Genomic DNA, 22,136 nt, shown 5'->3' with positions numbered 1-22,136 from the left:
TGCTCTTCTGCGGGCAAAGTTTGCATTCATTGTGCGTGAGGTGGCGCACATAATCCAGTAGCCGAAACGATAATTATTGAAATTTGCGTGAGCTATTGATCCCTCGCGACGGGCCCTGCCTGCCGCTCATTAAACTTGCCCTACTCGCCTTTCACTCAGCCACTTAGCGCCACGCGGTATGGCACCGTTTCCGGCGGGCGGGCAGCTGCGGGCATGTTGGCTAAAAGTTGCATTAATGATGCAATATGTTCCTCAAAGGAGGAAGTGAAAGTTACTCACGGGTAGATGAAATATCTGTATTATGACCTGACACCCGCATTTACCTTCCTGAGGAGCCCTGCATGGAATTGCTTGAAGAGCATCGCTGTTATGAAGGTCGGCAGCAACGCTGGCGGCACGACTCCAGTACCCTGAACTGTGCAATGACGTTCAGTATTTTTTTACCTCCCCTGCGTGATGAGACGCCGCCGGTGCTCTACTGGCTGTCGGGGCTGACCTGCAATGATGAAAACTTCACCACCAAAGCGGGCGCCCAGCGTATCGCTGCCGAACTTGGCCTTGTGCTGGTGATGCCGGATACCAGCCCTCGCGGCGATGATGTCGCCGACGATAGCGGTTGGGATCTGGGCAAAGGCGCAGGTTTTTACCTGAATGCCAGCCAGGCGCCGTGGTCTGCGCATTTCCAGATGTACGACTACCTGCGTGACGAACTGCCGCAGCTCATCCGTTCGCAGTTTCACGTCAGCGAGCGCTGCGCAATCAGCGGTCACTCGATGGGCGGGCACGGCGCACTGATCATGGCGCTGAAAAACCCGGGTCGCTTTACCAGCGTTTCCGCTTTCGCGCCCATCGTTAACCCTACGCAGGTTCCCTGGGGGCAAAAAGCCTTCACCGCCTATCTGGGGGCCGATGAGTCGACCTGGCAGGCGTGGGACAGCTGCGCATTAATGCAGGCCAGCCAGCCCGGCGATGCCATTCCGACGCTGATAGACCAGGGCGATAACGACACATTCCTCGCGCTACAGCTGCAGCCGGCGGTGCTGGCAGAGTGCGCGCGGCAGAAGGCGTGGCCGTTAACCCTGAGAATTCAGCCCGGCTACGATCACAGCTACTATTTCATTGCTTCATTTATCGAAGATCATCTGCGTTTTCATGCCCGCTATCTGCTGGCCTGATTGCCTGCCGGTGTGCCGCAGCCTCGTCGCGGCGCACCGTTTCCCGCTGGCCCGACCGCCGCGCAATGGCATGCGTCATTCAACAATCACCGTTTCTTTATTCTTCGACAGCAGGATCTTTATCAGCTCAATATAAGAAACCGGTTTAAAAAAATAATAACCTTGTAACAGCGTGATATTTTTCCGGTTGAGATAATTCAGCTGCTCTACGGTTTCAACGCCCTCAGCCACAATACGCAATGAGAGCTTGCGCGCCATTTCAAGCACGCAGTCCAGCAGCTTCGTCGATTCATCGAGGCCGTTCACCCGACCGACAAAGCTTTTATCGATCTTTATGTAGTCAATGTTCAAATCATGAAGATAAGACAGCCCTGAATACCCGGTGCCAAAATCATCCAGCGCAATTGTAAAACCGCGGGCGTGCAGAGTGTTCAGATTCGCGATCAGCTGCTCATCGACGTGGAGCGGTTCACGTTCGGTGACTTCAAGCACCAGCGTTAAATTCTTGTTCTGGAAACCGTCGCGGTATTTCAGACAGTCATCCATAAACTGAGGCGAACTGATATGTGAAGCGCTGAAGTTGATACCAATATGAAAACCATCGGGCAGCTTGCTGGTGATTTTGTTCATCTGCACCACCACCTGCGCCATCAGGCTTTGGGTTAAGGGAATAATCAGTCCCGTTCGTTCCGCGAGGGGGATAAATGTCACCGGTGAAATAAGCCCCAGTCGCGGATGTTTCCATCTGGCCAACACCTCGACGCCATAGATAGCCCCGCTGCGGCCATTAACCACCGGCTGGTAAAAAGGAACGATCTCCCCGTTTTCAATGGCTTTACGCAAGTTATCCTCGGGGGTCGTGTATTTGTTCGCATACTTCAGCAGGATCCAGGCCAGGGCGCATGCCACGAACAGAATAAAGATCAACAAACCAGCCCCCTGATTAATCATTCGTTTAACACTAAAAAACGCCGGGAGATTGTATTCAATAGCAAACATAAATTCGGCCGATCGGAAATATGCGGTGGTACTGCGGCTTAAGTCGGTGTTTCTGACATCGCCTGCCGTTCCGATAGTGCGGTCGCCCACCACTAAGGCAAATTGCGTATTCTGTATATTGCTGCTCAGCGCATCGCGAATATGTACATCGCTGATGCTGATGACGGCTTTTCCGGCCGGAAAACGCGTTTGCCAGGCGAGAATCGGCCGACTGTTCACGGTATTTCTCGCGGGAATCAGCATTAACCGGGTGTCCGGCATATCGTTGAAATTCAACAGCAGAACCCGATTTCCCGGCAGGGAAGAACACCAGATTTTATCGTCCTTAATAATCAAAATCGTTCTGAGGTGTGGTTTAAGCGCCGCCTCCGTCCCAAGTTGAAACTGGCCTTCCGGCGTACAGCCTCTGCTCGCCACCTCCAGCGCGGTTGTTGTCGCCTGGCGCGCCTCCTCAAGGATGGCATCAATTCTTTTCGCGGCATGATGTGCGGCATTGGCGCTATTTATTCTGGCGGAGTACCACAGCTGTATATTCAAAATAGACACGCCGATGAGGATAAAAAATACAGCAACGAAAACAGGGAGTATGACATTGCGCATTATTGTTCTCTGTCAATGGAGATGCGATTAATGAATAACGTCGACATGCTCACCATTGATCCTCATGACGTCAGTCATGTTCTCAATCTTAACCCTGCCCTCTGAATGTGTTCTGGACACCAGCGGAAATAACCGGCGGATATTACCACTCACCGTCGAATTTCAGTTCTGAACAAACCGGAGGAAGTCATCCATCCTGATAGAGAATGGGAGCGTCTCTCCCTATAGTGTATACGCCATTTCGCGCCGCGCCTGTTTGTGTGATAACGGCGCCAGCGCATTGAAAAACATCTGCAAAAACAACTCACCGTCGGCATTGTGGAAACACCGACGGCGATGTAAGGTCAGGCCATCATGATGCAAAGCCGGCCAGAGGTTTATCCAGGGGCAGACAGCAGTCGCCATCTGCCCTCTTTCCGCTTCGATCAGAAGCGGTAGTCCACGGCCATAAAGTAGCGACGACCTTCTTCGGTATAGCTATAGTCGTCGCGGCTCAGATCTTTATCCCCCACGTTCAGCACGCCTGAACGCAGCTTCACGCTCTTCGTCACCTGCCAGGCCGCACCGATATCAAACATGGTGTAGCCGCCCGGGGTTTTCGAGGTGGCGCTGACAGCGCGCTGCTCGCCGGTATAATTCGCGGTGACGTAGAAGGACCAGTCATCCAGCGGTTTCCAGTCCAGCGTCCCGTTGGCGGTGTGGAACGGCAGCGATTGCAGCGGTTTGTCGCCACCGTTGCTGAGATCGCGGCCATCGTTATAGGTGTAGTTCACCGTCAGCTTCCACTCGTCGCCGAACGGCACTTTGACTTCGGTTTCCACCCCTTTAATACGCGCTTTGTTGACGTTGAAGTAGCGGAAGACCGGTACGCGTTTGCCGTTGACCGTTTTCCAGCCGACAAAGTTCGGGTAGCCCGGCGCTTCGCTGGCGCTGGAGGTTCGCAGAATATCGATCATATCGTCGACGTTATTCTGGAAGGTGGTCACGCTGCCTTCTACGCCATCCAGCAGCCCCTCTTCGCCGCGGTAGTAGAGGCCAAGTTCGAAGCTTTCGCTGGTTTCCGGCTTCAGGTCCGGGTTACCAATGATGCTGCACGAGCCACGGCAGGAGTTGGTGGTCCAGTCCGGGTTCAGCTGCAGCAGCGACGGCGCTTTAAAGGCCGTGGCCCAGCCGCCTTTTACGGTGACCGTATCGGTTGCGTTGTAGACGAGGTAAGCACGTGGACTCCAGTGATCGCCGTAGGTTTGATGGTCGTCCATACGAATACCGGTGGTCAGCGCCAGCGGTTCGAAAATACGCCACTCATCCTCAACAAACAGCGCGTACTGGCTGGCAGAGGTGGATTTTCCGCCGCTGCTCAGGTTGACCGGATCTTTCAGTTTATCGTGGCGCCATTCGCCACCGAAGGTCAGCAGCTGGTTAATCATCCCCAGCGGCAGAACGTACTTGCCGTCAACGGCATTGCTTTCAGAGGTGATCGTCCCGTCCTGGCCCGGGTTTTTGTTATCGACTTTTTCGCCATAAAACTTCAGTTCGCTATTGCCCACGTCCCAACGGCCGTTATGGCTCAGGGAGTAGTTCTGGCGTTCCAGACGGTTGCGGTCGAGGGAGTCGGAATCGCGATCCTGGCGATCGAAGCCATAGCCGGCGGTGATGTCCTGGTTATCGGTCGGCGTCCAGGCAAACTCAACGTTGCCATCGCGGCTGGTAAAACCTTCAATACGCGGCGTTTCGCCGGCGGCATTGCTGGAGGGCTGCTGATCGTCTTTCGCGCGTTTTGCCAGGTTGCCGTAGGCTTTCATCCCCAGCACGCCGTCAATCAGCGGGCCGCTGGTAAAGAACTGACCGTTGTAGGTATCACCGCGATCGCGATGTTCCTGAATCGTGGTATCGGCACTCAGGGTTCCGGTCCACTTCTGGCCGACTTTTTTGGTGATGATGTTCACCACGCCGCCGAGGGCGTCGGAACCATAGAGGGAGGACATCGGCCCGCGGACCACTTCAATGCGCTCGATGGCATCGACCGGGATCCAGTTTAAATCGAAATCGTTATGGCGGAAGACCGCGTTGCGCGAGTTGACGCGTTTGCCGTCGACCAGAATCAGCGTATAGCTGCTGTCGAGGCCGCGAATGCTGACGCCCTTGCGGTTGTCGCCTTCGTTGGTGAGCTGCACACCTGGCACGTCGCGCAGGACATCCTTCAGGTTCTGGACCGGGCGGCGCTGCAGATCTTGCTGAGTAATAACGCTGATACTGGCTGGCGCATCTTTGACGCTCTGTTCAGTCGCCGCGGCGGTGACGACCAGCGTTTCTTCATTCACTTCGGCTGCGGCCGGAAACGCCAGCGATACGACGGATGCGCACAATCCCGCCCGGACAAAAGGGTTTAACCTGAACATTCCATATCTCCATGAGGTCTATAACGAATCAAACAAAAGGTGCAATTAACACGTACTGTCGGCGCACCGCTCATTGGCGGTACGCGCGGTCTTTTTTTACAGTTGACGTGGCTGGTCGCCCCTTGCTGGTTGTTCATGACCGGCAAGACAGGGAGATTGGCTTCATCCTGATTTTGATGAGGATGATAAAGATAATGATTTCGATTATCAATAAAATTATGAAGAACTGTATCAATTTGTAAGGCGTACAGCATAAAAAAAACCCTCTTTAAAAGAGGGTTTTGCGGGAACGGTTACAATAAGCTTCGGCCGTCAGCCTTTAAATCGCTGTGGGAACTTCATTTCGCTATAGCGGACGAAACGGGTACCTTTTGCCAGCTTATAACCAAACCAGATCACCAGGAACAGCGGGATACCGATATAGGTTGCGGCCACGCCACCCCAGTCGATGGTGTCTTTCAGGAACGCTTCATAGTTCTGGCCCAGCGTGATAATCAGGCACAGCACGAAGGCAAAGATCGGCCCCAGCGGGAAGAACCCTGAACGGTACGGCAGATTGTTTAGATCGTTGCCCTGCAGCACGTAGCCGCGACGGAAACGATAGTGGCTGATGGCGATCCCCAGCCAGGCGATGAAACCGGTCATCCCGGAGGTGTTCAGCAACCACAGGTAAACGGTCTGGTTACCAAACATCGAGCTCAGGAAGCACAGCGCGGCAATCACCGTCGTGGCATACAGCGCATTACGCGGCACGCCGCCACGGGACAGCTTCGAGAAGATGCGCGGAGCTTTGCCATCGCAGGCCAGGGTATAGAGCATACGCGTTGACGCATACATTCCCGAGTTACCCGCCGACAGCACCGCCGTCAGGATAACCGCGTTCATGATTGCCGCCGCAGACAGCAGGCCCGCATGCTGGAACACCAGGGTGAACGGGCTGACGGAAATGTCTTTCACGTCGTTACGCAGCAGACTTGGATCGGTATACGGAATGATCAGACTGATAATCAAAATCGCGAAGACATAGAACAGCAGGATACGCCAGAACACCTGGCGCACCGCACGCGGGATATTCTTTTCCGGATTTTCGGATTCGCCCGCGGCAATACCAATAAGCTCGGTGCCCTGGAACGAGAAGCCGACGATCATCGCCACGCCTATCATCGCGGAGAAACCACCGGCAAACGGCGCGTCATCAATGGCCCAGTTGCTCCAGCCCGCAGGCTGCGCGCCTTTAAAGATACCGACGATCATCATCACGCCGACAACAATAAAGATAATCACGGTGGCCACTTTGATCAGCGAGAACCAGTATTCCGCTTCGCCAAAGCCTTTAACCGAGATCCAGTTCAGCAGGAACATAATACCGAGGAACAGGGCGCTCCAGACCCAACCCGGCGTATCCGGGAACCAGTAGCTCATTACCAGCTGAGACGCCACGAGGTCAACGGCGATGGTCACCGCCCAGTTATACCAGTAGTTCCAGCCCAGCGCGAAGCCAAAGCCCTCTTCGACATAGTTCTGACCGTAAGTCGCAAAGGAACCAGATACCGGCATATACGCCGCCAGTTCACCCAGGCTGGTCATCAGGAAATAGACCATCAGACCGATCAGAATATAGGAAAGCAGTGCGCCGCCAGGGCCTGCCTGAGAAATAGTTGCACCAGATGCAACGAAAAGACCTGTACCGATGGAACCGCCAATAGCGATCATGGTCAAGTGGCGCGCCTTCAGTTCACGGCGTAGGCCGGGCGCTTCTGTGGTTTTAGTATCCGAAACCATGTGAAAATGCTATCCATCCAAAAAACGAGGCGCGATTGTAGCAGACGATCCGGGTTCTATCCGGTACAAATGCGAAGTTATAAGAGAGCTTCATGATCGACAATGGATTATTAGTAAAGCACTAATCCCCGGAAATGCCAGTCATAATCTGCTGATCTCTCACGATAATACCCTTGCTAGCCGCCGATGATTTATACCTGACAGTAGCGCAGAAAACGTTGTAATGCCTTGGAAATATGCTTTTGCCGATGGTGAATCCGCCACAGAGTGCGGGTCAGATTAGGCAGCGGGACCGGCAGTTCAACCAGCGATCCCACCTCCAGCTGTTCGGCGATAACCCGCCGGGAGAGGCAGCTGATGCCCAGGCCGTGACGCACGGCGTGTTTGATAGCTTCCGAATTGCCGAGCTCCATGCCCAGATGAAACGCCGGCAGATGCGACAGCAACAGGTAGTCAACGATTTCGCGGGTGCCGGAGCCATGTTCACGCAGGATCCACGGCGCTTCCGCCAGCCGTTGCAGCGTCACCTCCCCTTCCAGCAGCGGCGAATCCGGTGCGGCGAACACCACGAGCTCATCTTCCAGCCATGGCTCGGCGATAATGTCTGCCGCATGACATGGCCCTTCGATAAGCCCGATATCCACCCGCAGATCGGCGACCGCATTAATCACGTCCTGGCTATTGCCCACGCTCAGCTCCAGCGGCAGGTCGGGAAAATCTCGGCGATAGTGGGCGATAATTTCCGGCAGGATATAGTTGCCGATCGTGCTGCTGGCATAAACCCGGATCGCGCCATTGTCACCGCGAAACAGCTGCTCAATCTCCAGCGCGCGCTCCAGTAATGCCAGCGCCCGCGGGTAGAGAAGCCGGCCATGTTCGTTTACCACCAGCCGCTTGCCGACGCGGTCAAACAGCTGCACGCCCAGCTGCCCCTCCAGATCGGTCAGCGCCGCGCTGACCGCCGATTGAGAAAGCGCCAGCATCTGTGACGCCTGGGTCGTTGACCCGCTCTTTAGCACCTCAGCAAATACTTCCAGCTGCCGTAGCGTGATATGCATAACTCATCCTGCCTTCATTTATATACAGCGTGGCTCTCCGACAACCGGTCGATCGTGAGAATGCCACTCCAGACGCGAAAATATTCGCATATACCCTGAATAATTCGAGTTGCAGGACAAGACGGTTAACCGTCCTGAACAGCGTTTACGCTGGCCCCAAAGGGTTCAGGCCATAGGCCGAATCATGCGGCCAGAGAGCAAGTCCCCCAGGCACTTACTGAAACATGTGACTGGGGTAAGTGAGCGCAGCCAACGCACAGCACCTTGATGTATGGCGGGTATACCACTTATTCCGATTGATTATAAATATATAATCAATTTTATATTTAAACCAGTCCGTCGTAATCTTTACACAGACAAAGGAGAAGGTTATGACAGCACTCACTTTACCGACTAAACATCGCACCCTATGGCATTTTATCCCGGGACTTGCGCTGACCGCCGTTCTGACCGGCGCTGCGCTTTGGGCTGGTAGCTTTTCCGCTATCGCCGGCGCCGGCTTCAGCGCCCTGACGCTGGCCATCTTATTCGGTATGGTCATCGGTAACACGATTTACCCTAAGCTCTGGCAATCCTGTGATGGCGGCGTGATCTTTGCCAAACAACATCTGTTACGACTCGGCATTATTTTATACGGTTTTCGCCTGACGTTCGCCCAAATCGCCGATGTCGGCGTCAGCGGTATCACTATCGACGTACTGACGCTGACCAGCACCTTTTTTATCGCCTGTTACCTCGGGCAGAAGGTCTTCGGCCTCGACAAACATACCAGCTGGCTGATTGGCGCCGGTAGCAGCATCTGCGGCGCCGCCGCAATTCTGGCTACCGAGCCGGTCGTCAAGGCGGAAGCCAGTAAAGTGACCGTCGCGGTGGCTACGGTAGTCATTTTCGGTACCCTGGCTATCTTCCTCTATCCGGCGATGTATCCGATGCTGGCGCACTGGTTCACACCGGAAGCCTATGGCATCTATATGGGCTCTACGATGCATGAGGTGGCGCAGGTCGTAGCCGCAGGACATGCAATCAGCCCGGATGCGGAAAATGCCGCGGTGATTGCGAAAATGCTGCGCGTGATGATGCTGGCTCCGTTCCTGCTGTTTATGGCCGCTCGCGTCAAACAGCTGGCGCCAGAGGGCCAGGGAGAAAAAAGCAAAATCACCATTCCGTGGTTTGCCATCCTGTTCATTCTGGTGGCGGTGTTTAACTCTTTCCACCTGTTGCCAAAACCGGTCGTCGACATGCTGGTGACGCTCGATACCGTCCTGCTGGCGATGGCGATGGCGGCACTGGGGCTGACCACTCACGTCAGCGCGCTGAAAAAAGCCGGTGCTAAACCGCTGCTGATGGCCTTGATACTGTTCGTCTGGCTGATCGTCGGCGGGGGTGCCATCAACCTGGTGATTCACAGCCTGATGGCATAACCCGGTCGCGTGAACGCACGCATTCGTTGATGTAACTCTGCAGTTAAGCCGCTATCATTACTCTCCACCCAGCGGCTTAACTGGAGCTTTTTTATGAAATACATTGGAGCGCACGTCAGCGCCTCCGGCGGACTGGCCAATGCCGCCATTCGCGCCGCCGAAATCGACGCCACCGCCTTCGCGCTGTTTACCAAAAACCAGCGGCAATGGCGAGCTGCCCCGCTCAGCGACGAAACAATTGCTGAATTCAAAGCCGCCTGCGAAAAATACCGCTTTGGTCCCGGACAAATCCTGCCGCACGACAGCTACCTGATTAACCTCGGCCACCCGGTTGAGGAGGCGCTGGAAAAATCTCGCGATGCCTTTATCGATGAACTGAGCCGCTGCCAGCAGCTCGGACTGACGCTGCTCAATTTCCATCCCGGCAGCCACCTGCAGCAGATACCGGAGGACGAGTGCCTGGCGCGTATTGCCGAGTCCATTAATATTGCATTGGCTAAAACCGAAGGCGTGACCGCCGTCATTGAAAATACCGCCGGCCAGGGCAGCAACCTCGGTTTCCAGTTTGAACACCTGGCCGCCATTATTGACGGCGTGGAGGACAAATCCCGCGTCGGCGTCTGCATTGATACCTGCCACGCCTTTGCCGCCGGTTATGACCTGCGTAGCGCAGAAGCGTGTGAGAAAACCTTCGCCGACTTCGAACGTATTGTCGGTTTCCGCTATCTGCGCGGCATGCACCTCAACGATGCTAAAAGCGCCTTCGGCAGCCGCGTTGACCGCCACCACAGCCTGGGCGAAGGCAATATCGGCCACGACGCTTTCCGCTGGATCATGCAGGACAGCCGCTTCGATGGTATCCCGTTGATTCTGGAAACCATTAACCCGGATATCTGGGCAGAAGAGATTGCCTGGCTGCGAGCGCAACAAACGGAAGAGGCCTCGGCCTGACGCCAGCCGCGTGCGGGCCGTGTGAAACGTATCGCTACGTAGAGAAGTAGAACAGAAAAAGGGCCGAATATTCGGCCCTTTTGTTTTATTACGACGCTCTATCGCGGAGGATAACTCAGGCCGCTTTTTCCGCGGTCTGTCCTTCCGGACGTTTCAGCACCGCATAGGAGAGACCGGCCACCAGGGTACCGGCAACAATCGCCAGCAGATAACCAACCACTGGGGTAATCGCGCCAGGAATCAGCAGGACGAACAGACCGCCGTGCGGCGCCATCAGTTTCGCTCCGATAGCCATAGAGATAGCACCAGTCACCGCGCCGCCTACGATACAACATGGCAGGACACGCATCGGGTCACGGGCAGCAAACGGAATGGCCCCTTCAGAGATAAAGCACAGACCCAGAACCAGCGCCGCTTTCCCCCCTTCCCGTTGCCCTTTATCAAACTTATTGCGGGCAACCAGCGTGGCGATACCCATTGCCAGCGGTGGCACCATACCGGCCGCCATAATCGCCGCCATCGGTGCGTAGGTTTGGGTACTCAGCAGACCGACGCCGAAGGCATAGGCTGCTTTGTTCACCGGGCCCCCCATGTCGGTACACATCATCGCGCCGAGAATTGCGCCCAACAGTACGGCGTTCGCCGTTCCCATCGTTTGCAGCCAGTGGGTCAGCCCTGCCAGAATACCGGCAACAGGTTTGCCAATCAGGTAGATCATCGCCAGGCCGACGATCAGGCTGGAGACCAGCGGAATGATCAGAATCGGTTTCAGCGCTTCCATGCTCGGCGGCAGCTTCAATTTAGTGCTGATCAGTTTAGCAACGTAACCGGCAAGGAAACCGGCGATAATCCCGCCGATAAAGCCGGAGCCGCCGCTGACGGCCAGCATCCCGCCGATAAGACCCGGCGTCAGGCCCGGACGGTCGGCAATGGAGAAGGCGATAAAGCCCGCCAGCACCGGAACCATCAACGCAAAGGCTGAACCTCCGCCAATCTGCATCAGCGCGGCGGCAAGGGTATCCTTCACTTCAAAGGCTTTAATACCAAAGGCAAAGGAGAGCGCAATACACAGACCGCCGGCAACGACCATCGGCAGCATATAAGAGACGCCGGTCAGCAGGTGACGATAGGCACCGCCGCCCTCTTTCTTCGCCGCATCAGCCTGCTTGCCGCTCTGACCGGATGGCTGGTACGGTTTCGCTTCAACAACGGCTTTATCCAGTTCCTGGGCCGTTTTCTTCAGCGCCAGACCGGTAGTGGTGCGATACATCGGTTTGCCGGCAAATTTTGCCAGGTCGACTTCAATATCGGCAGCCACAATCACCAGATCCGCCTGCGCCACCTCTTCCGGCGTGATGGCGTTACCTGCGCCGACCGAGCCGCGAGTTTCCACCTTCACCCACCAGCCGCGTTTTTTGGCTTCGGTTTCAATGGCTTCTGCCGCCATAAAGGTATGCGCAACGCCGGTAGGGCAAGCGGTGATCGCCACGATGCGTTTTGCACCACCGGTCGCGGCCGGCAGTGACGCAGCTGCCGGAGCAGCGTACGGCGTCGCATGGCTTTTCGCTTCGCTCAGGAACAGCTCCGGATGCGCAACGGCGCGATTAATATCGCCGAGGAACACCTGTTTACCGCTCAGCGCGCTATCCGCCGGCAGGGCAGTGCCGAGAACGATCGCCAGTTCAGCGTCGTTCGGGTTATCGGTCAATTCAAGATGCGCTTTATGCGCTGCGGTACCCAGCAGGGTTTTCGCCATATAGGCGCGCGCCTGTCCAAGTCCGGCATCAATAATCAGCAGCGTTTTCATTATGCCTCTCCTGCTGTCAATTAAAGGGTTTTAAGTCGACACGCGCCATCATGGCGGCCAACTGGGTACGATCGGTAATACCGACATTGCTCTGGCTAACCGCCAGCGCCGCAACGGCAGTAGCCAGACGCAGCGTATGCTCGCTGGATTCACGCATCAGCAGGCCGTAGATCAGACCGCCAACCATGGAATCCCCGGCACCAACGGTGCTGACCACTTCGACGGAAGGCGGTTTCGCAATCCATTCGCCCGAGGCGTTAACCCACAGCGCACCCTCTTCGCCGAGGGAGATAACCACGTGGGCAATGCCCTGCTCGCGCAGCGCATGCGCCGCATCAATCACGTCTTTCATTTCCGGCAGCTTACGGCCCGCCCAAATTTCCAGCTCGCGACGGTTTGGCTTCACCAGCCACGGCGCGGCTTTCAGACCGGCAACCAGCGCTTCGCGGCTGCTGTCAAAGATGATGCACGGACACTGGCTGCGCAGGCGAACCATCCAGTCAGTGAAGGCTTCCGGGCTAACGCCTGACGGCAGACTGCCGCTGACGCACACCATGTCGAACTGACCCAGCCAGCTCAGGGAGTCATTCACAAAGCGTTCCCAGTCGGCCGGGGTCACTTCAAAACCGGAGAAGTTGAAATCGGTCACTTCACCATCTTTTTCCGTCAGCTTGACGTTGATGCGCGTCCGCCCCTGCACCACCTGGAAACGGTTGGCAATCCCCAGCTCGCTGAACAGCTGCTGAAAACCATCCTGGTTATCTTTACCAAGAAATCCGCCAACGGTGACGTCAATGCCGAGATCTTTCAGCACTTTCGCCACGTTGATACCTTTCCCGGCGGCATGCAGACCGGTGGTCCGCACAAGGTTGACCTCCCCGCGTTCAATTTCCGGTGTGAAACCCACCAGGTCATACGCCGGGTTTAATGTAATCGTTGCTACACGTCTGCTCATTTATGCGCCCTCCCCAAGGCCTGCGGCGATCGCTTCGCCAATCGCATCCAGCGCCTGTTGCGCATCTTCACCCTGCGCGGTGAAGCGCAGACGGTGGCCTTTCTTCACGCCCAGCGCCACGACTTTCATCAGGCTGCGGCCATTTGCCGGCTTGCCGGATCCGTCCAGATTGGTGACGGTAATGTCGCTGGAAAATTGTTTAATGGTGTTCACCAGCATCGTGCCCGGACGGGCGTGCAGCCCGTGCTCATTGCGCACCACATACTCGGCGCTCAGCACGTCGTCGGCGATAGCCTCGTCGCTGGTCAGCAGCGCCAGCAACGTCGCGCCATCAGACTTCAGCAGACGGTCAGCTTTTTTATCAATAAGCAGATTGCTCAGGCGATTCAGTACCGCGGTAGGCTGTTCATCTGCCATCGCGACGGTTATCAGCAGCGAGACCGGCTGCTCATCGGCGGTAAATGTGCTGGCGGCACGGCTGACCGCAATCGCGCTGCGCAGGTTGCCTTCCGCGCTGTCGTTCAGCCAGATGCCCTGCCCGAGATTAAGCGGTTTATCATTGATGGTGCGGCTGACGAAAGAGGCGTCAACGGCGCCAGCCTCTTTCAGACGCGCGGCGTTCAGCGCCTGTAAGGTCATCAGGTCGCTGGCAGCGATATCCAGGCTCAGCGTGTCATTATCCAGTTTCAGCGCTTCGCTCTGCTTTTCACCCATCAACAGGGCCCGCAGCTCTTCCGCCGTGGTCGCTGATTTAAGTTGTTCAGCGACTGAATCATCGCTCAGGACGTGGGTCAGCTGACGCAGAAGCCCCAGATGTTCATCCGAGCTGGCGGCGATACCGATTGCCACGTACGCGGTCTGCCCTTCTCCCCAGGTTACGCCCTGCGGAAACTGATAGACCTGAACGCCGGTTTTCAGCACCTGGTCACGCGTGTCGGTAGTCCCGTGCGGGATGGCAATGCCATTGCCAAGGAATGTGGAGGTTTGCTGCTCGCGAGCCAGCATCCCGTTAACGTAGCCTTCCGCCACGTTGCCCGCGCTGACCAGCGCTGCGGCAACCTGACGAATCGCCTCTTCTTTATTACCGGCCTGCTGGCCGGGATGAATATCCTGCACAGATAACTGGAACATGGTTCTCCTCTCCTGCTGTATTGAATCGTTTCAGCTATTTTGCGAAAAAAGGCGTCATCTTCCTGATGGAGAAACTCCCGATGACGCTGAAACGTTTCAATGAGTCTGTACCTTTCTTATCCACTGCGCAAGATCTGTTATCAACCTGATAACGGAAATTAGAGGTGCAGCACACTTTTGCTGAAGCCCGACGTTCGCATTCAGCCAGGCTTCAGCTTTTTGCTGAAATGACTAATTTGAAACTGCTTTTTAATTTTACATACCATACTACTGTTCATTTTCTGAGTGACGGCGTAAACTCCGCTGCTCAGACAATTACAGATAACCACCCATGCAAAACAGTAGCGCCGCCCTCCCCCGACGCGGGTTCGATTTAACCTCTTCTGCTTTCCTGATCGTTGCCTTCCTGACGGGCATTGCCGGCGCGTTGCAAACGCCGACCCTGAGCCTGTTTTTAACCAACGAAGTGCATGTGCGCCCGGCGATGGTCGGCTTCTTTTTTACCGGTAGCGCGGTGATCGGTATTCTGGTCAGCCAGTTTCTCGCCGGACGCTCGGACCGCCAGGGCGATCGCAAGCAGCTGATTGTCTTTTGCTGCCTGCTTGGGGTCCTGGCCTGCCTGCTGTTCGCCTGGAACCGCAACTACTTTATTCTGCTCTTCGTCGGGGTCTTCCTCAGCAGCTTCGGCTCCACCGCCAACCCGCAGATGTTCGCCCTGGCGCGCGAGCATGCCGATAAAACCGGCCGCGAAGCGGTGATGTTCAGCTCCATTTTGCGTGCCCAGGTCTCGCTGGCGTGGGTGATCGGCCCGCCGCTGGCCTACGCGCTGGCAATGGGGTTCGGCTTTACCGTGATGTATCTCTGCGCCGCGATCGCCTTTGTGGTCTGCGGAGCGATGGTATGGTTCTTTCTGCCCAGCATGCGCAAAGAGAAACTGGCGGCAGTCGGTCATCTGGAAGCGCCGCGTACCCATCGTCGCGATGCGCTGCTGCTGTTCAGCGTTTGCACATTAATGTGGGGTATTAACAGCCTGTACATTATTAATATGCCGCTCTATATCATTAATGAGCTGCATTTATCCGAGAAGCTGGCCGGGCTGATGATGGGGACCGCCGCCGGGTTGGAAATCCCGACGATGCTGATTGCCGGCTATTATGCCCGGCGCTTTGGTAAGCGCTTTTTGATGCGCCTCGCCGCGGCCGCCGGAATACTGTTTTACGTAGGGATGCTGCTGGTGCATACGCCCGCTTTACTGCTGGCTCTGCAGGCGCTGAACGCGATATTCATCGGTATTCTGGCCGGTATTGGCATGCTCTACTTCCAGGATCTGATGCCCGGCCAGGCCGGCGCTGCCACCACGCTGTATACCAATACCACCCGCGTCGGCTGGATTATCGCCGGTTCGCTGGCGGGCGTGGTGGCAGAAATCTGGAGCTATCACGCTGTTTTCTGGATTGCCCTCGGCATGGGCGCGGTGTCATTGCTTTGCCTGTGGCGCATTAAAGACGTTTAAGGCGCGGTGCTCGCTTCCAGCTGGATAAGATAGGTCATGGCCGCTTCGCGATTTGTCGAACACATCTCAAAGACAGGCTGCAGGCTGGCGCAGACTTTCGGTCTGAGCGGCGACGTGAAGATGTTGCACAGATTCTGTTCCGAAAGCTGGACGCAGCGCGTGTTAGCAGGCTTGCCGTCAGGCATTCCGGGGATCGGGGATGAAATAGAGGGGGCGATACAGCAGGCACCGCAATCGATACGACATTCCATAAATGACTCTCTTGATGTTGCGGTTCACGGCCCAGCCTAAACGTTTTGTCCGGAGATAGCAAAACTCGCGAATTCCACTTGCCTGAAAGCCCCGGCACGAGTAGTTTTACGCGATATTTTTTGAACCGTTAAGTGACAGGATTACTGCAATGCCAAGAGCGAATGAAATTAAAAAAGGTATGGTGCTGAATTACAACGGCAAGCTGCTGATTGTAAAAAATATTGATATTCAGTCACCGAGCGCCCGTGGCGCAGCAACGCTGTACAAAATGCGTTTCTCTGATGTACGTACCGGTCTGAAAGTGGAAGAGCGCTTTAAAGGCGACGATATCGTTGACACCGTGACCCTGACCCGCCGTTTCGTTGACTTCTCCTATGTTGACGGCAACGAGTACGTGTTTATGGATAAAGAAGATTACACGCCGTACACCTTCACCAAAGAGCAGATTGAAGAAGAGCTGCTGTTCATTCCGGAAGGCGGCATGCCTGATATGCAGGTTCTGACCTGGGATGGCCAGCTGCTGGCGCTGGAGCTGCCGCAGACCGTGGATCTGGAAATCGTGGAAACCGCACCGGGCATTAAAGGCGCCTCGGCAAGCTCTCGCACCAAACCGGCGACCCTGAGCACCGGCCTGGTGATTCAGGTTCCGGAATACCTGACCACCGGCGAGAAAATTCGTATTCATATCGAAGAAAGCCGCTATATGGGTCGCGCGGACTAATATCGCGTCGTGGCGGATAAGGGCGGAAACGCCCTGTCCAGACCGCCCGCCGCATGAGCCGGGCAGTAAGACAAAAAAAACGGCCAGAGGCTAATGCGGGTCACTTAAAGGTGACCCGCATTTTTTTTGCTTTATCTCAGGTCAGGGCGATGCCGGTAAACGGTGGTTGGTACGAAAGGGGTCTGTCGCGTGGGTGCCGTGGAGTATTCCGTTCACTTTTGTGGCATGTTCCGTTCACGATGCATCCGACACTGTTCTCACACCCGCTGCAGGTGAACGGCATTGCGCTGAAAACAGAAATACGCGGGACCGGTGGTGAACGGAATATCCCACAGAACACATGCTCGGAGTGCGAAGCCCCCTTTCACGCAAACCACCATAAAAACGCCATCCCCGGCTTAACAACAATCTCCAGGACAGGCTCGCCTGCAGAAATGTTGAAAACCTGACAGCGCCACATACAAAACCGGCAATTTCTTTGAGATGACGGATTCTTACACCTCCGCCGGATCGGTCAGCCGACCCGTAAACGATCGGCATCAATCCAGAGGCTGTCCTTTCTACTTCTTACCTTCCCGCCGCCAGAATTACAGCAGTTCCGGATACTTCGTCATCTTCAGCGCCAGCTCAACGCCGCGTACTTCCGCCATCCCCTTCAGACGACCAATCGCCGAATAGCCCGGGTTGGTTTTCTTACGCAGATCGTCCAGCATCTGGTGGCCATGGTCCGGACGGAACGGAATCGGACGCAGATCGCCCGCATGCTTGCGACGTAGCTCTTCGCTCAGAATCGCATCCACCACCGCCACCATATTGACGTCACCGGTCAGATGCGCCGCTTCGTGGAACGTTTTGGGGTTCTCTTCACGGCAGGTCGAACGCAGATGAGTGAAGTGGATCCTGTCGCCGAAGGTTTCGACCATTTTCACCAGATCGTTATCGGCACGCACGCCGTAAGAACCGGTGCACATCGTAAAGCCGTTGTTGATGCTGTCCACGGTCTCTTTCAGCCACTGCATGTCTTCGATAGTCGAAACGATACGCGGCAGACCGAGGATCGGACGCGGCGGATCGTCCGGGTGTACGGCCAACCGTACGCCAACCTCTTCGCATACCGGTACGATAGCACGCAGGAAGACGGCCATGTTCTCACGCAGCTGCGCTTTATTGATATGGTCATATTCCGCCAGCCGCGCGCGGAACTGTTCGAGGGTATAGCCCTCTTCTGCGCCCGGTAAACCGGCAATAATATTGCGGGTCAGCTTTTCAATATCTGCTTCGCTCATCGCCGCAAAACGAGCCTGCGCCTGGCGCTGCTCCTCTTCACTGTAATCCGCCTCGGCGCCAGGGCGCTTAAGGATATGTAACTCAAAAGCGGCAAACGCGATTTGGTCAAAACGCAATGCTTTCGAACCGTCCGGCAGCTGGTACTCAAGGTCAGTGCGCGTCCAGTCGAGAATTGGCATGAAGTTATAGCAGACGGTATCAATCCCGCAGGCTGCCAGGTTACGAATGCTCTGCTGGTAGTTGGCGATCCAGGTCGCACACTGCCCGCTTTGGGTTTTGATCTCTTCGTGTACCGGGATACTTTCCACGACCGACCACGTCAACCCTTTTTCCGCCAGCAGCGCCTGACGCTGTTTAATTTCGTCAACCGGCCAGACTTGACCATTAGGAATATGGTGCAGTGCAGTGACCACACCCGTCGCGCCAGCCTGCCGTACATCATCAAGCGACACCGGATCGTTCGGTCCATACCAACGCCAGGTTTGTTCCATCGCTATGCCCTCTCAAAGTTGTTATACCAATAACACCAACATCAATGATGACTACCATACAGGCTTCTCGCCGGGGATCAATTTATCCCGCTAAATTGATTGATCCAGCTCACACTAAGCGTATAAATACGGCTCACCAATTTAATTTGTTGTCATATAACTTTACACTGGCATTGTTAATCATTGGTTAATCAGGTGTGTAAAGAATGACAACTATTGCTACCGCTACGCTGCCAGAAAGCGTGCAGCTTCCTCAGTACGATCGCAGCCAGCTGCGCTCGCGCATTGTGCACTTTGGCTTCGGGGCGTTTCATCGCGCTCATCAGGCCCTGCTTACCGATCGGGTGCTGAACGCCTGCGGCGGAGACTGGGGGATCTGCGAAATTAGCCTGTTCAGCGGCGACCGGCTGATGAGCCAGCTCCGTCAGCAGGACCACCTGTTCACCGTGCTGGAAAAAGGCGCGCATGGCAACCAGCCGATTGTCGTGGGCGCCGTTCACGAATGTCTGAATGCAAAGCTGGACTCTCTGCCCGCTATCATTGAAAAATTCTGCGAACCGCAGGTGGCCATCGTCTCGCTCACCATTACAGAGAAAGGCTACTGTATCGATCCCGCCAGCGGCACGCTGGACCTGACGCAGCCGCGCATTATTCACGATCTGGACAATCCCACGCTGCCGCAGTCGGTGCCGGGGATTCTGGTCGAAGCCTTGTCCCGCCGCCGCGAACGAGGCCTGCCGCCGTTTACGGTACTCTCCTGCGATAATATTCCTGATAACGGCCACGTGGTTAAAAATGCGGTTCTGGGCATGGCGGAAAAGCGCGCCCCCGAACTGGCGCAGTGGATCGCTGAACACGTCAGTTTTCCCGGCACCATGGTTGACCGTATTGTGCCCGCCGCCACCGATGAGTCGCTGGCTGAAATCAGCGCCGCACTCGGCGTAGAAGACCCATGCGCCATCAGCTGTGAGCCATTTATTCAGTGGGTGATTGAGGATAACTTCGTGGCGGGCCGCCCGGCGTGGGAAATTGCCGGCGCCCAGATGACCGATAACGTGCTGCCGTGGGAACAGATGAAACTGCGGATGCTCAACGGCAGCCACTCCTTCCTTGCCTGGCTCGGCTACCTTGCCGGCCATGCGCATATCAGTGACTGCATGCAGGATGCGGTGCTGCGCAGCGCCGCTCGCCGACTGATGCTTGACGAACAGGCCCCGACGCTGGCTATCGAAGGCGTCAATCTGACGCACTATGCCGACAGTCTGATCGCGCGCTTCAGCAATCCAGCGCTTAAACATCGCACCTGGCAGATAGCGATGGACGGCAGTCAGAAGCTTCCACAGCGTATGCTTGACGGTATTCGCGTTCACCTGCAGCGCGGTAGCCGCTGGCCGTTGCTGGCGCTCGGCGTGGCGGGCTGGATGCGCTACGTCAGCGGTATAGATGATGCCGGTCAGGCTATCGATATTCGCGACCCGCTGAGCGAGAAGATTCAGGCTCTGGTTGCCGGCAGCCGCAACGAGGAACGCGTCAGCGCCCTGCTATCCCTGGAAGAAATCTTCGGTCGCGACCTGCCGGGCAATACGCAGTTTGTAGACAACATCACCGCCGCCTGGCATCAGCTTTGTACCGTCGGTGCCCGCCAGGCTATCGCCAACGTGCCCGGGATTTAACAATTGCTGCTCTTTTGCGGACAGAATTCTTTTCTGTCCGCCGTAGCCCTTCTCTTTTCCCCTTTTTTTCGTCAGGATAGTCTCAACTGTTACAACATTACATTTGTATCCTGGAGAAAATGTGACCAAAACCAACTTGATCACGGGGTTTCTCGGCAGCGGTAAAACGACCTCGATTCTTCATCTGCTGGCCCACAAGCCTGCAGATGAAAAATGGGCCGTGCTGGTTAATGAGTTTGGCGAAGTGGGTATCGATGGCGCTTTGCTGGCCGATAGCGGCGCCCTGCTCAAAGAAATTCCCGGCGGCTGTATGTGCTGCGTCAACGGCCTGCCGATGCAGGTGGGGTTGAATACCCTGCTGCGCCAGGGGAAACCGGATCGTCTGCTGATTGAGCCTACCGGGCTCGGCCATCCCAAACAAATTCTCGATATTCTGACCGCCGCCGTCTACGAGCCGTGGATCGATCTTCGCGCCACCCTGTGCGTGCTGGATCCCCGCCAGCTGCTGGACAGTAAAGTCATGGCGAACGACAACTTCCGCGATCAGCTGGCGGCGGCCGATGTCATTATCAGCAATAAAACGGACCGGATGACGGCGGAAAGCGAACAGGCCTTTGACGCCTGGTGGCAGGAACACGCGGGCGAGCGACTGCATATTGGCGCCACCCACGGCAATATCGACCCGAAGCTGCTGGATTTACCGCGCCGGAATCTGACACCGCTGCCGGAAAGTGCCGAACATGCGCACAGTCACGGGCATAAAAAAGGTCTGGCCGCGCTCAGCCTGCCGGCCCACCAACGCTGGCGACGGAGCCTCAACAGCGGTCAGGGCTACCAGGCCTGCGGCTGGATCTTTGATGCCGATACGACCTTTGATACGATTGGCCTGCTTGAGTGGGCTCGTCTGGCGCCGGTTGCCCGCGTCAAAGGCGTGATGCGTATTGCCGAAGGCCTGGTACGTATTAACCGTCAGGGACTTGATCTGCATATTGAAACCCAAAACGTTGCGCCCCCGGACAGCCGTATTGAGCTGATTACCGAATCCGAGGCGGACTGGAATGCGTTACAAGCCTCTTTGTTGAAACTTCGTTTAGGTTAAGGTGGGTATGTTTCCCGCCGTCTTACACAACTCGCAACTGTTATGATTAAAAACCGAATTCCCCTGATCCTGCTGCTTAACGCTGCGGGCTTTGCTCTCTTTTTTTCGTGGTATTTGCCCGCGAATCATGGTTTCTGGTTGCCGCTGGATTCCGCCATTTTCCACTTCTTTAACCAGGGTGTAGGAAAGAGTCAGGCCTATGCCTGGCTGCTGGCTATCATCAATAACCGGGCTTTCGACGCCTGCTCTTTGCTGGCGATGGGCGCCCTGATGCTGAGCTTCTGGTTGAAGGAGCAAAGCGCCGGTCGCCGTCGGATCGTCATTATCGGCCTGGTCATGCTGCTGTTCGCGGTAGTCATTAATCAGCTGGCGCAGCATCTGATGCCGGTTAAACGCGCCAGCCCGTCGCTCGCGTTCAGCGATATTGTAAAAGTGAGTGATGTTGTCGCCTTCCCGACCAAAGATGCGTCGAAAGACAGTTTTCCCGGCGATCACGGCATGATGCTGCTGATCTTCGCCACCTTCATGTGGCGCTATTTTGGCCGTCGGGCGTTTGCTATTGCCCTGACTATTTTTGTTGTTTTCGCTTTTCCGCGGGTCATGATCGGCGCCCACTGGTTTACCGATATTGCCGTTGGCTCATTGACCGCCGTCCTCATTGGCATTCCCTGGGTTCTGATGACACCGTTAAGCGACATATTGATCGCCTGGTTTAACCGTTCGCTTCCCGGCGGAGTGGGTAAAAATTAATCTCTTCCTTACATATTATTAACTATATCCATAAGGGATCGTTCTCGGTCCCTTTTTTATTTGCCCGTGTTT

General features: G+C 55.8%; 18 protein-coding genes. 8 read left to right on the top strand and 10 right to left on the bottom strand.

The features are described from left to right. Window positions 1-341 precede the first annotated feature (341 nt). Window positions 342-1,175, top strand: coding sequence for an S-formylglutathione hydrolase (gene fghA / locus DSD31_RS07950; RefSeq protein ID WP_086816104.1), 834 nt, complete (start codon window positions 342-344; stop codon window positions 1,173-1,175). 75 nt (window positions 1,176-1,250) lie between these two features. Here the strand turns inward: fghA and DSD31_RS07945 are convergent, their stop codons facing one another. From DSD31_RS07945 to yieE, 5 genes are all read right to left on the bottom strand, one after another. Next, window positions 1,251-2,774: an EAL domain-containing protein gene (locus DSD31_RS07945; RefSeq protein ID WP_004864779.1), complete on the bottom strand. Its 1,524-nt coding sequence runs from the start codon at window positions 2,772-2,774 to the stop codon at window positions 1,251-1,253. 425 nt (window positions 2,775-3,199) lie between these two features. Continuing rightward, entirely contained in the window at window positions 3,200-5,173 is a 1,974-nt protein-coding gene (gene cirA / locus DSD31_RS07940) for a catecholate siderophore receptor CirA (protein ID WP_015583841.1), read from the bottom strand. Beyond that, on the bottom strand, window positions 5,161-5,427 hold the full coding sequence (locus DSD31_RS26135) for a hypothetical protein (RefSeq protein WP_004864783.1): 267 nt from the start codon (window positions 5,425-5,427) through the stop codon (window positions 5,161-5,163). The genes cirA and DSD31_RS26135 overlap by 13 nt, the downstream gene beginning before the upstream one ends. A 58-nt stretch (window positions 5,428-5,485) precedes the next feature. Then, entirely contained in the window at window positions 5,486-6,955 is a 1,470-nt protein-coding gene (locus DSD31_RS07935) for an amino acid permease (protein ID WP_004864786.1), read from the bottom strand. 191 nt (window positions 6,956-7,146) lie between these two features. Beyond that, entirely contained in the window at window positions 7,147-8,013 is an 867-nt protein-coding gene (gene yieE, locus DSD31_RS07930) for a DNA-binding transcriptional regulator YeiE (RefSeq protein WP_004864789.1), read from the bottom strand. A 371-nt stretch (window positions 8,014-8,384) separates the two neighbouring features. Between yieE and DSD31_RS07925 the strand changes: the two genes are divergently transcribed. Both DSD31_RS07925 and nfo read left to right on the top strand, forming a co-directional pair. Then, complete coding sequence (locus DSD31_RS07925; protein WP_004864791.1) at window positions 8,385-9,434, top strand: YeiH family protein; 1,050 nt, start codon at window positions 8,385-8,387, stop codon at window positions 9,432-9,434. Between the two features lie 93 nt (window positions 9,435-9,527). Further along, window positions 9,528-10,385: a deoxyribonuclease IV gene (nfo, locus tag DSD31_RS07920; protein ID WP_004864792.1), complete on the top strand. Its 858-nt coding sequence runs from the start codon at window positions 9,528-9,530 to the stop codon at window positions 10,383-10,385. A gap of 115 nt (window positions 10,386-10,500) precedes the next feature. Here the strand turns inward: nfo and fruA are convergent, their stop codons facing one another. The 3 genes from fruA to fruB are packed head-to-tail and all read right to left on the bottom strand — an operon-like array spanning window position 10,501 to window position 14,278. Continuing rightward, window positions 10,501-12,192: a PTS fructose transporter subunit IIBC gene (gene fruA / locus DSD31_RS07915; RefSeq protein ID WP_004864795.1), complete on the bottom strand. Its 1,692-nt coding sequence runs from the start codon at window positions 12,190-12,192 to the stop codon at window positions 10,501-10,503. A 16-nt stretch (window positions 12,193-12,208) separates the two neighbouring features. Beyond that, on the bottom strand, window positions 12,209-13,147 hold the full coding sequence (gene fruK, locus DSD31_RS07910) for a 1-phosphofructokinase (protein WP_004864796.1): 939 nt from the start codon (window positions 13,145-13,147) through the stop codon (window positions 12,209-12,211). Then, a complete protein-coding gene (fruB, locus tag DSD31_RS07905) occupies window positions 13,148-14,278 on the bottom strand; it encodes a fused PTS fructose transporter subunit IIA/HPr protein (protein WP_015583837.1) in 1,131 nt (376 codons plus the stop codon). 331 nt (window positions 14,279-14,609) lie between these two features. On the opposite strand from fruB, the gene setB reads away from it, so the two are divergent. Then, window positions 14,610-15,791, top strand: a complete 1,182-nt coding sequence (gene setB, locus DSD31_RS07900) for a sugar efflux transporter SetB (protein ID WP_032717962.1) — start codon at window positions 14,610-14,612, stop codon at window positions 15,789-15,791. On the opposite strand, the gene DSD31_RS07895 is transcribed toward setB, so the two are convergent. Continuing rightward, complete coding sequence (locus DSD31_RS07895; RefSeq protein ID WP_015583834.1) at window positions 15,788-16,042, bottom strand: YkgJ family cysteine cluster protein; 255 nt, start codon at window positions 16,040-16,042, stop codon at window positions 15,788-15,790. The genes setB and DSD31_RS07895 overlap by 4 nt on opposite strands. 149 nt (window positions 16,043-16,191) lie before the next feature. Here DSD31_RS07895 and yeiP point away from each other — a divergent pair, with 149 nt between their 5' ends. Beyond that, the gene (gene yeiP, locus DSD31_RS07890; RefSeq protein WP_004864815.1) at window positions 16,192-16,764 is read left to right on the top strand and encodes an elongation factor P-like protein YeiP; all 573 of its coding nucleotides are present in this window, start codon (window positions 16,192-16,194) and stop codon (window positions 16,762-16,764) included. Window positions 16,765-17,351: 587 nt separating this feature from the next. Here the strand turns inward: yeiP and uxuA are convergent. Further along, complete coding sequence (gene uxuA, locus DSD31_RS07885) at window positions 17,352-18,542, bottom strand: mannonate dehydratase (RefSeq protein WP_004864817.1); 1,191 nt, start codon at window positions 18,540-18,542, stop codon at window positions 17,352-17,354. Window positions 18,543-18,748: 206 nt separating this feature from the next. Between uxuA and DSD31_RS07880 the strand changes: the two genes are divergently transcribed. The 3 genes from DSD31_RS07880 to DSD31_RS07870 all read left to right on the top strand — a co-directional run bounded on the left by DSD31_RS07880 (window position 18,749) and on the right by DSD31_RS07870 (window position 22,064). Next, window positions 18,749-20,215 carry a mannitol dehydrogenase family protein gene (locus DSD31_RS07880; protein ID WP_113990931.1) on the top strand — a complete coding sequence of 489 codons (1,467 nt, stop codon included), beginning with the start codon at window positions 18,749-18,751 and terminating at the stop codon, window positions 20,213-20,215. A gap of 121 nt (window positions 20,216-20,336) precedes the next feature. Continuing rightward, the gene (locus tag DSD31_RS07875) at window positions 20,337-21,314 is read left to right on the top strand and encodes a CobW family GTP-binding protein (RefSeq protein WP_004864820.1); all 978 of its coding nucleotides are present in this window, start codon (window positions 20,337-20,339) and stop codon (window positions 21,312-21,314) included. A 42-nt stretch (window positions 21,315-21,356) separates the two neighbouring features. After that, window positions 21,357-22,064, top strand: a complete 708-nt coding sequence (locus tag DSD31_RS07870) for a phosphatase PAP2 family protein (RefSeq protein ID WP_004864822.1) — start codon at window positions 21,357-21,359, stop codon at window positions 22,062-22,064. The last annotated feature ends 72 nt before the right edge of the window (window positions 22,065-22,136 follow it).

Source organism: Klebsiella sp. X13 (genome assembly GCF_003323835.1).
GTDB classification, from domain to species: Bacteria; Pseudomonadota; Gammaproteobacteria; order Enterobacterales; family Enterobacteriaceae; genus Klebsiella; species Klebsiella ornithinolytica.
The sequence above is the reverse complement of the archived record's forward strand: the minus strand, read 5'-3'. Positions and strand labels throughout refer to the sequence as shown.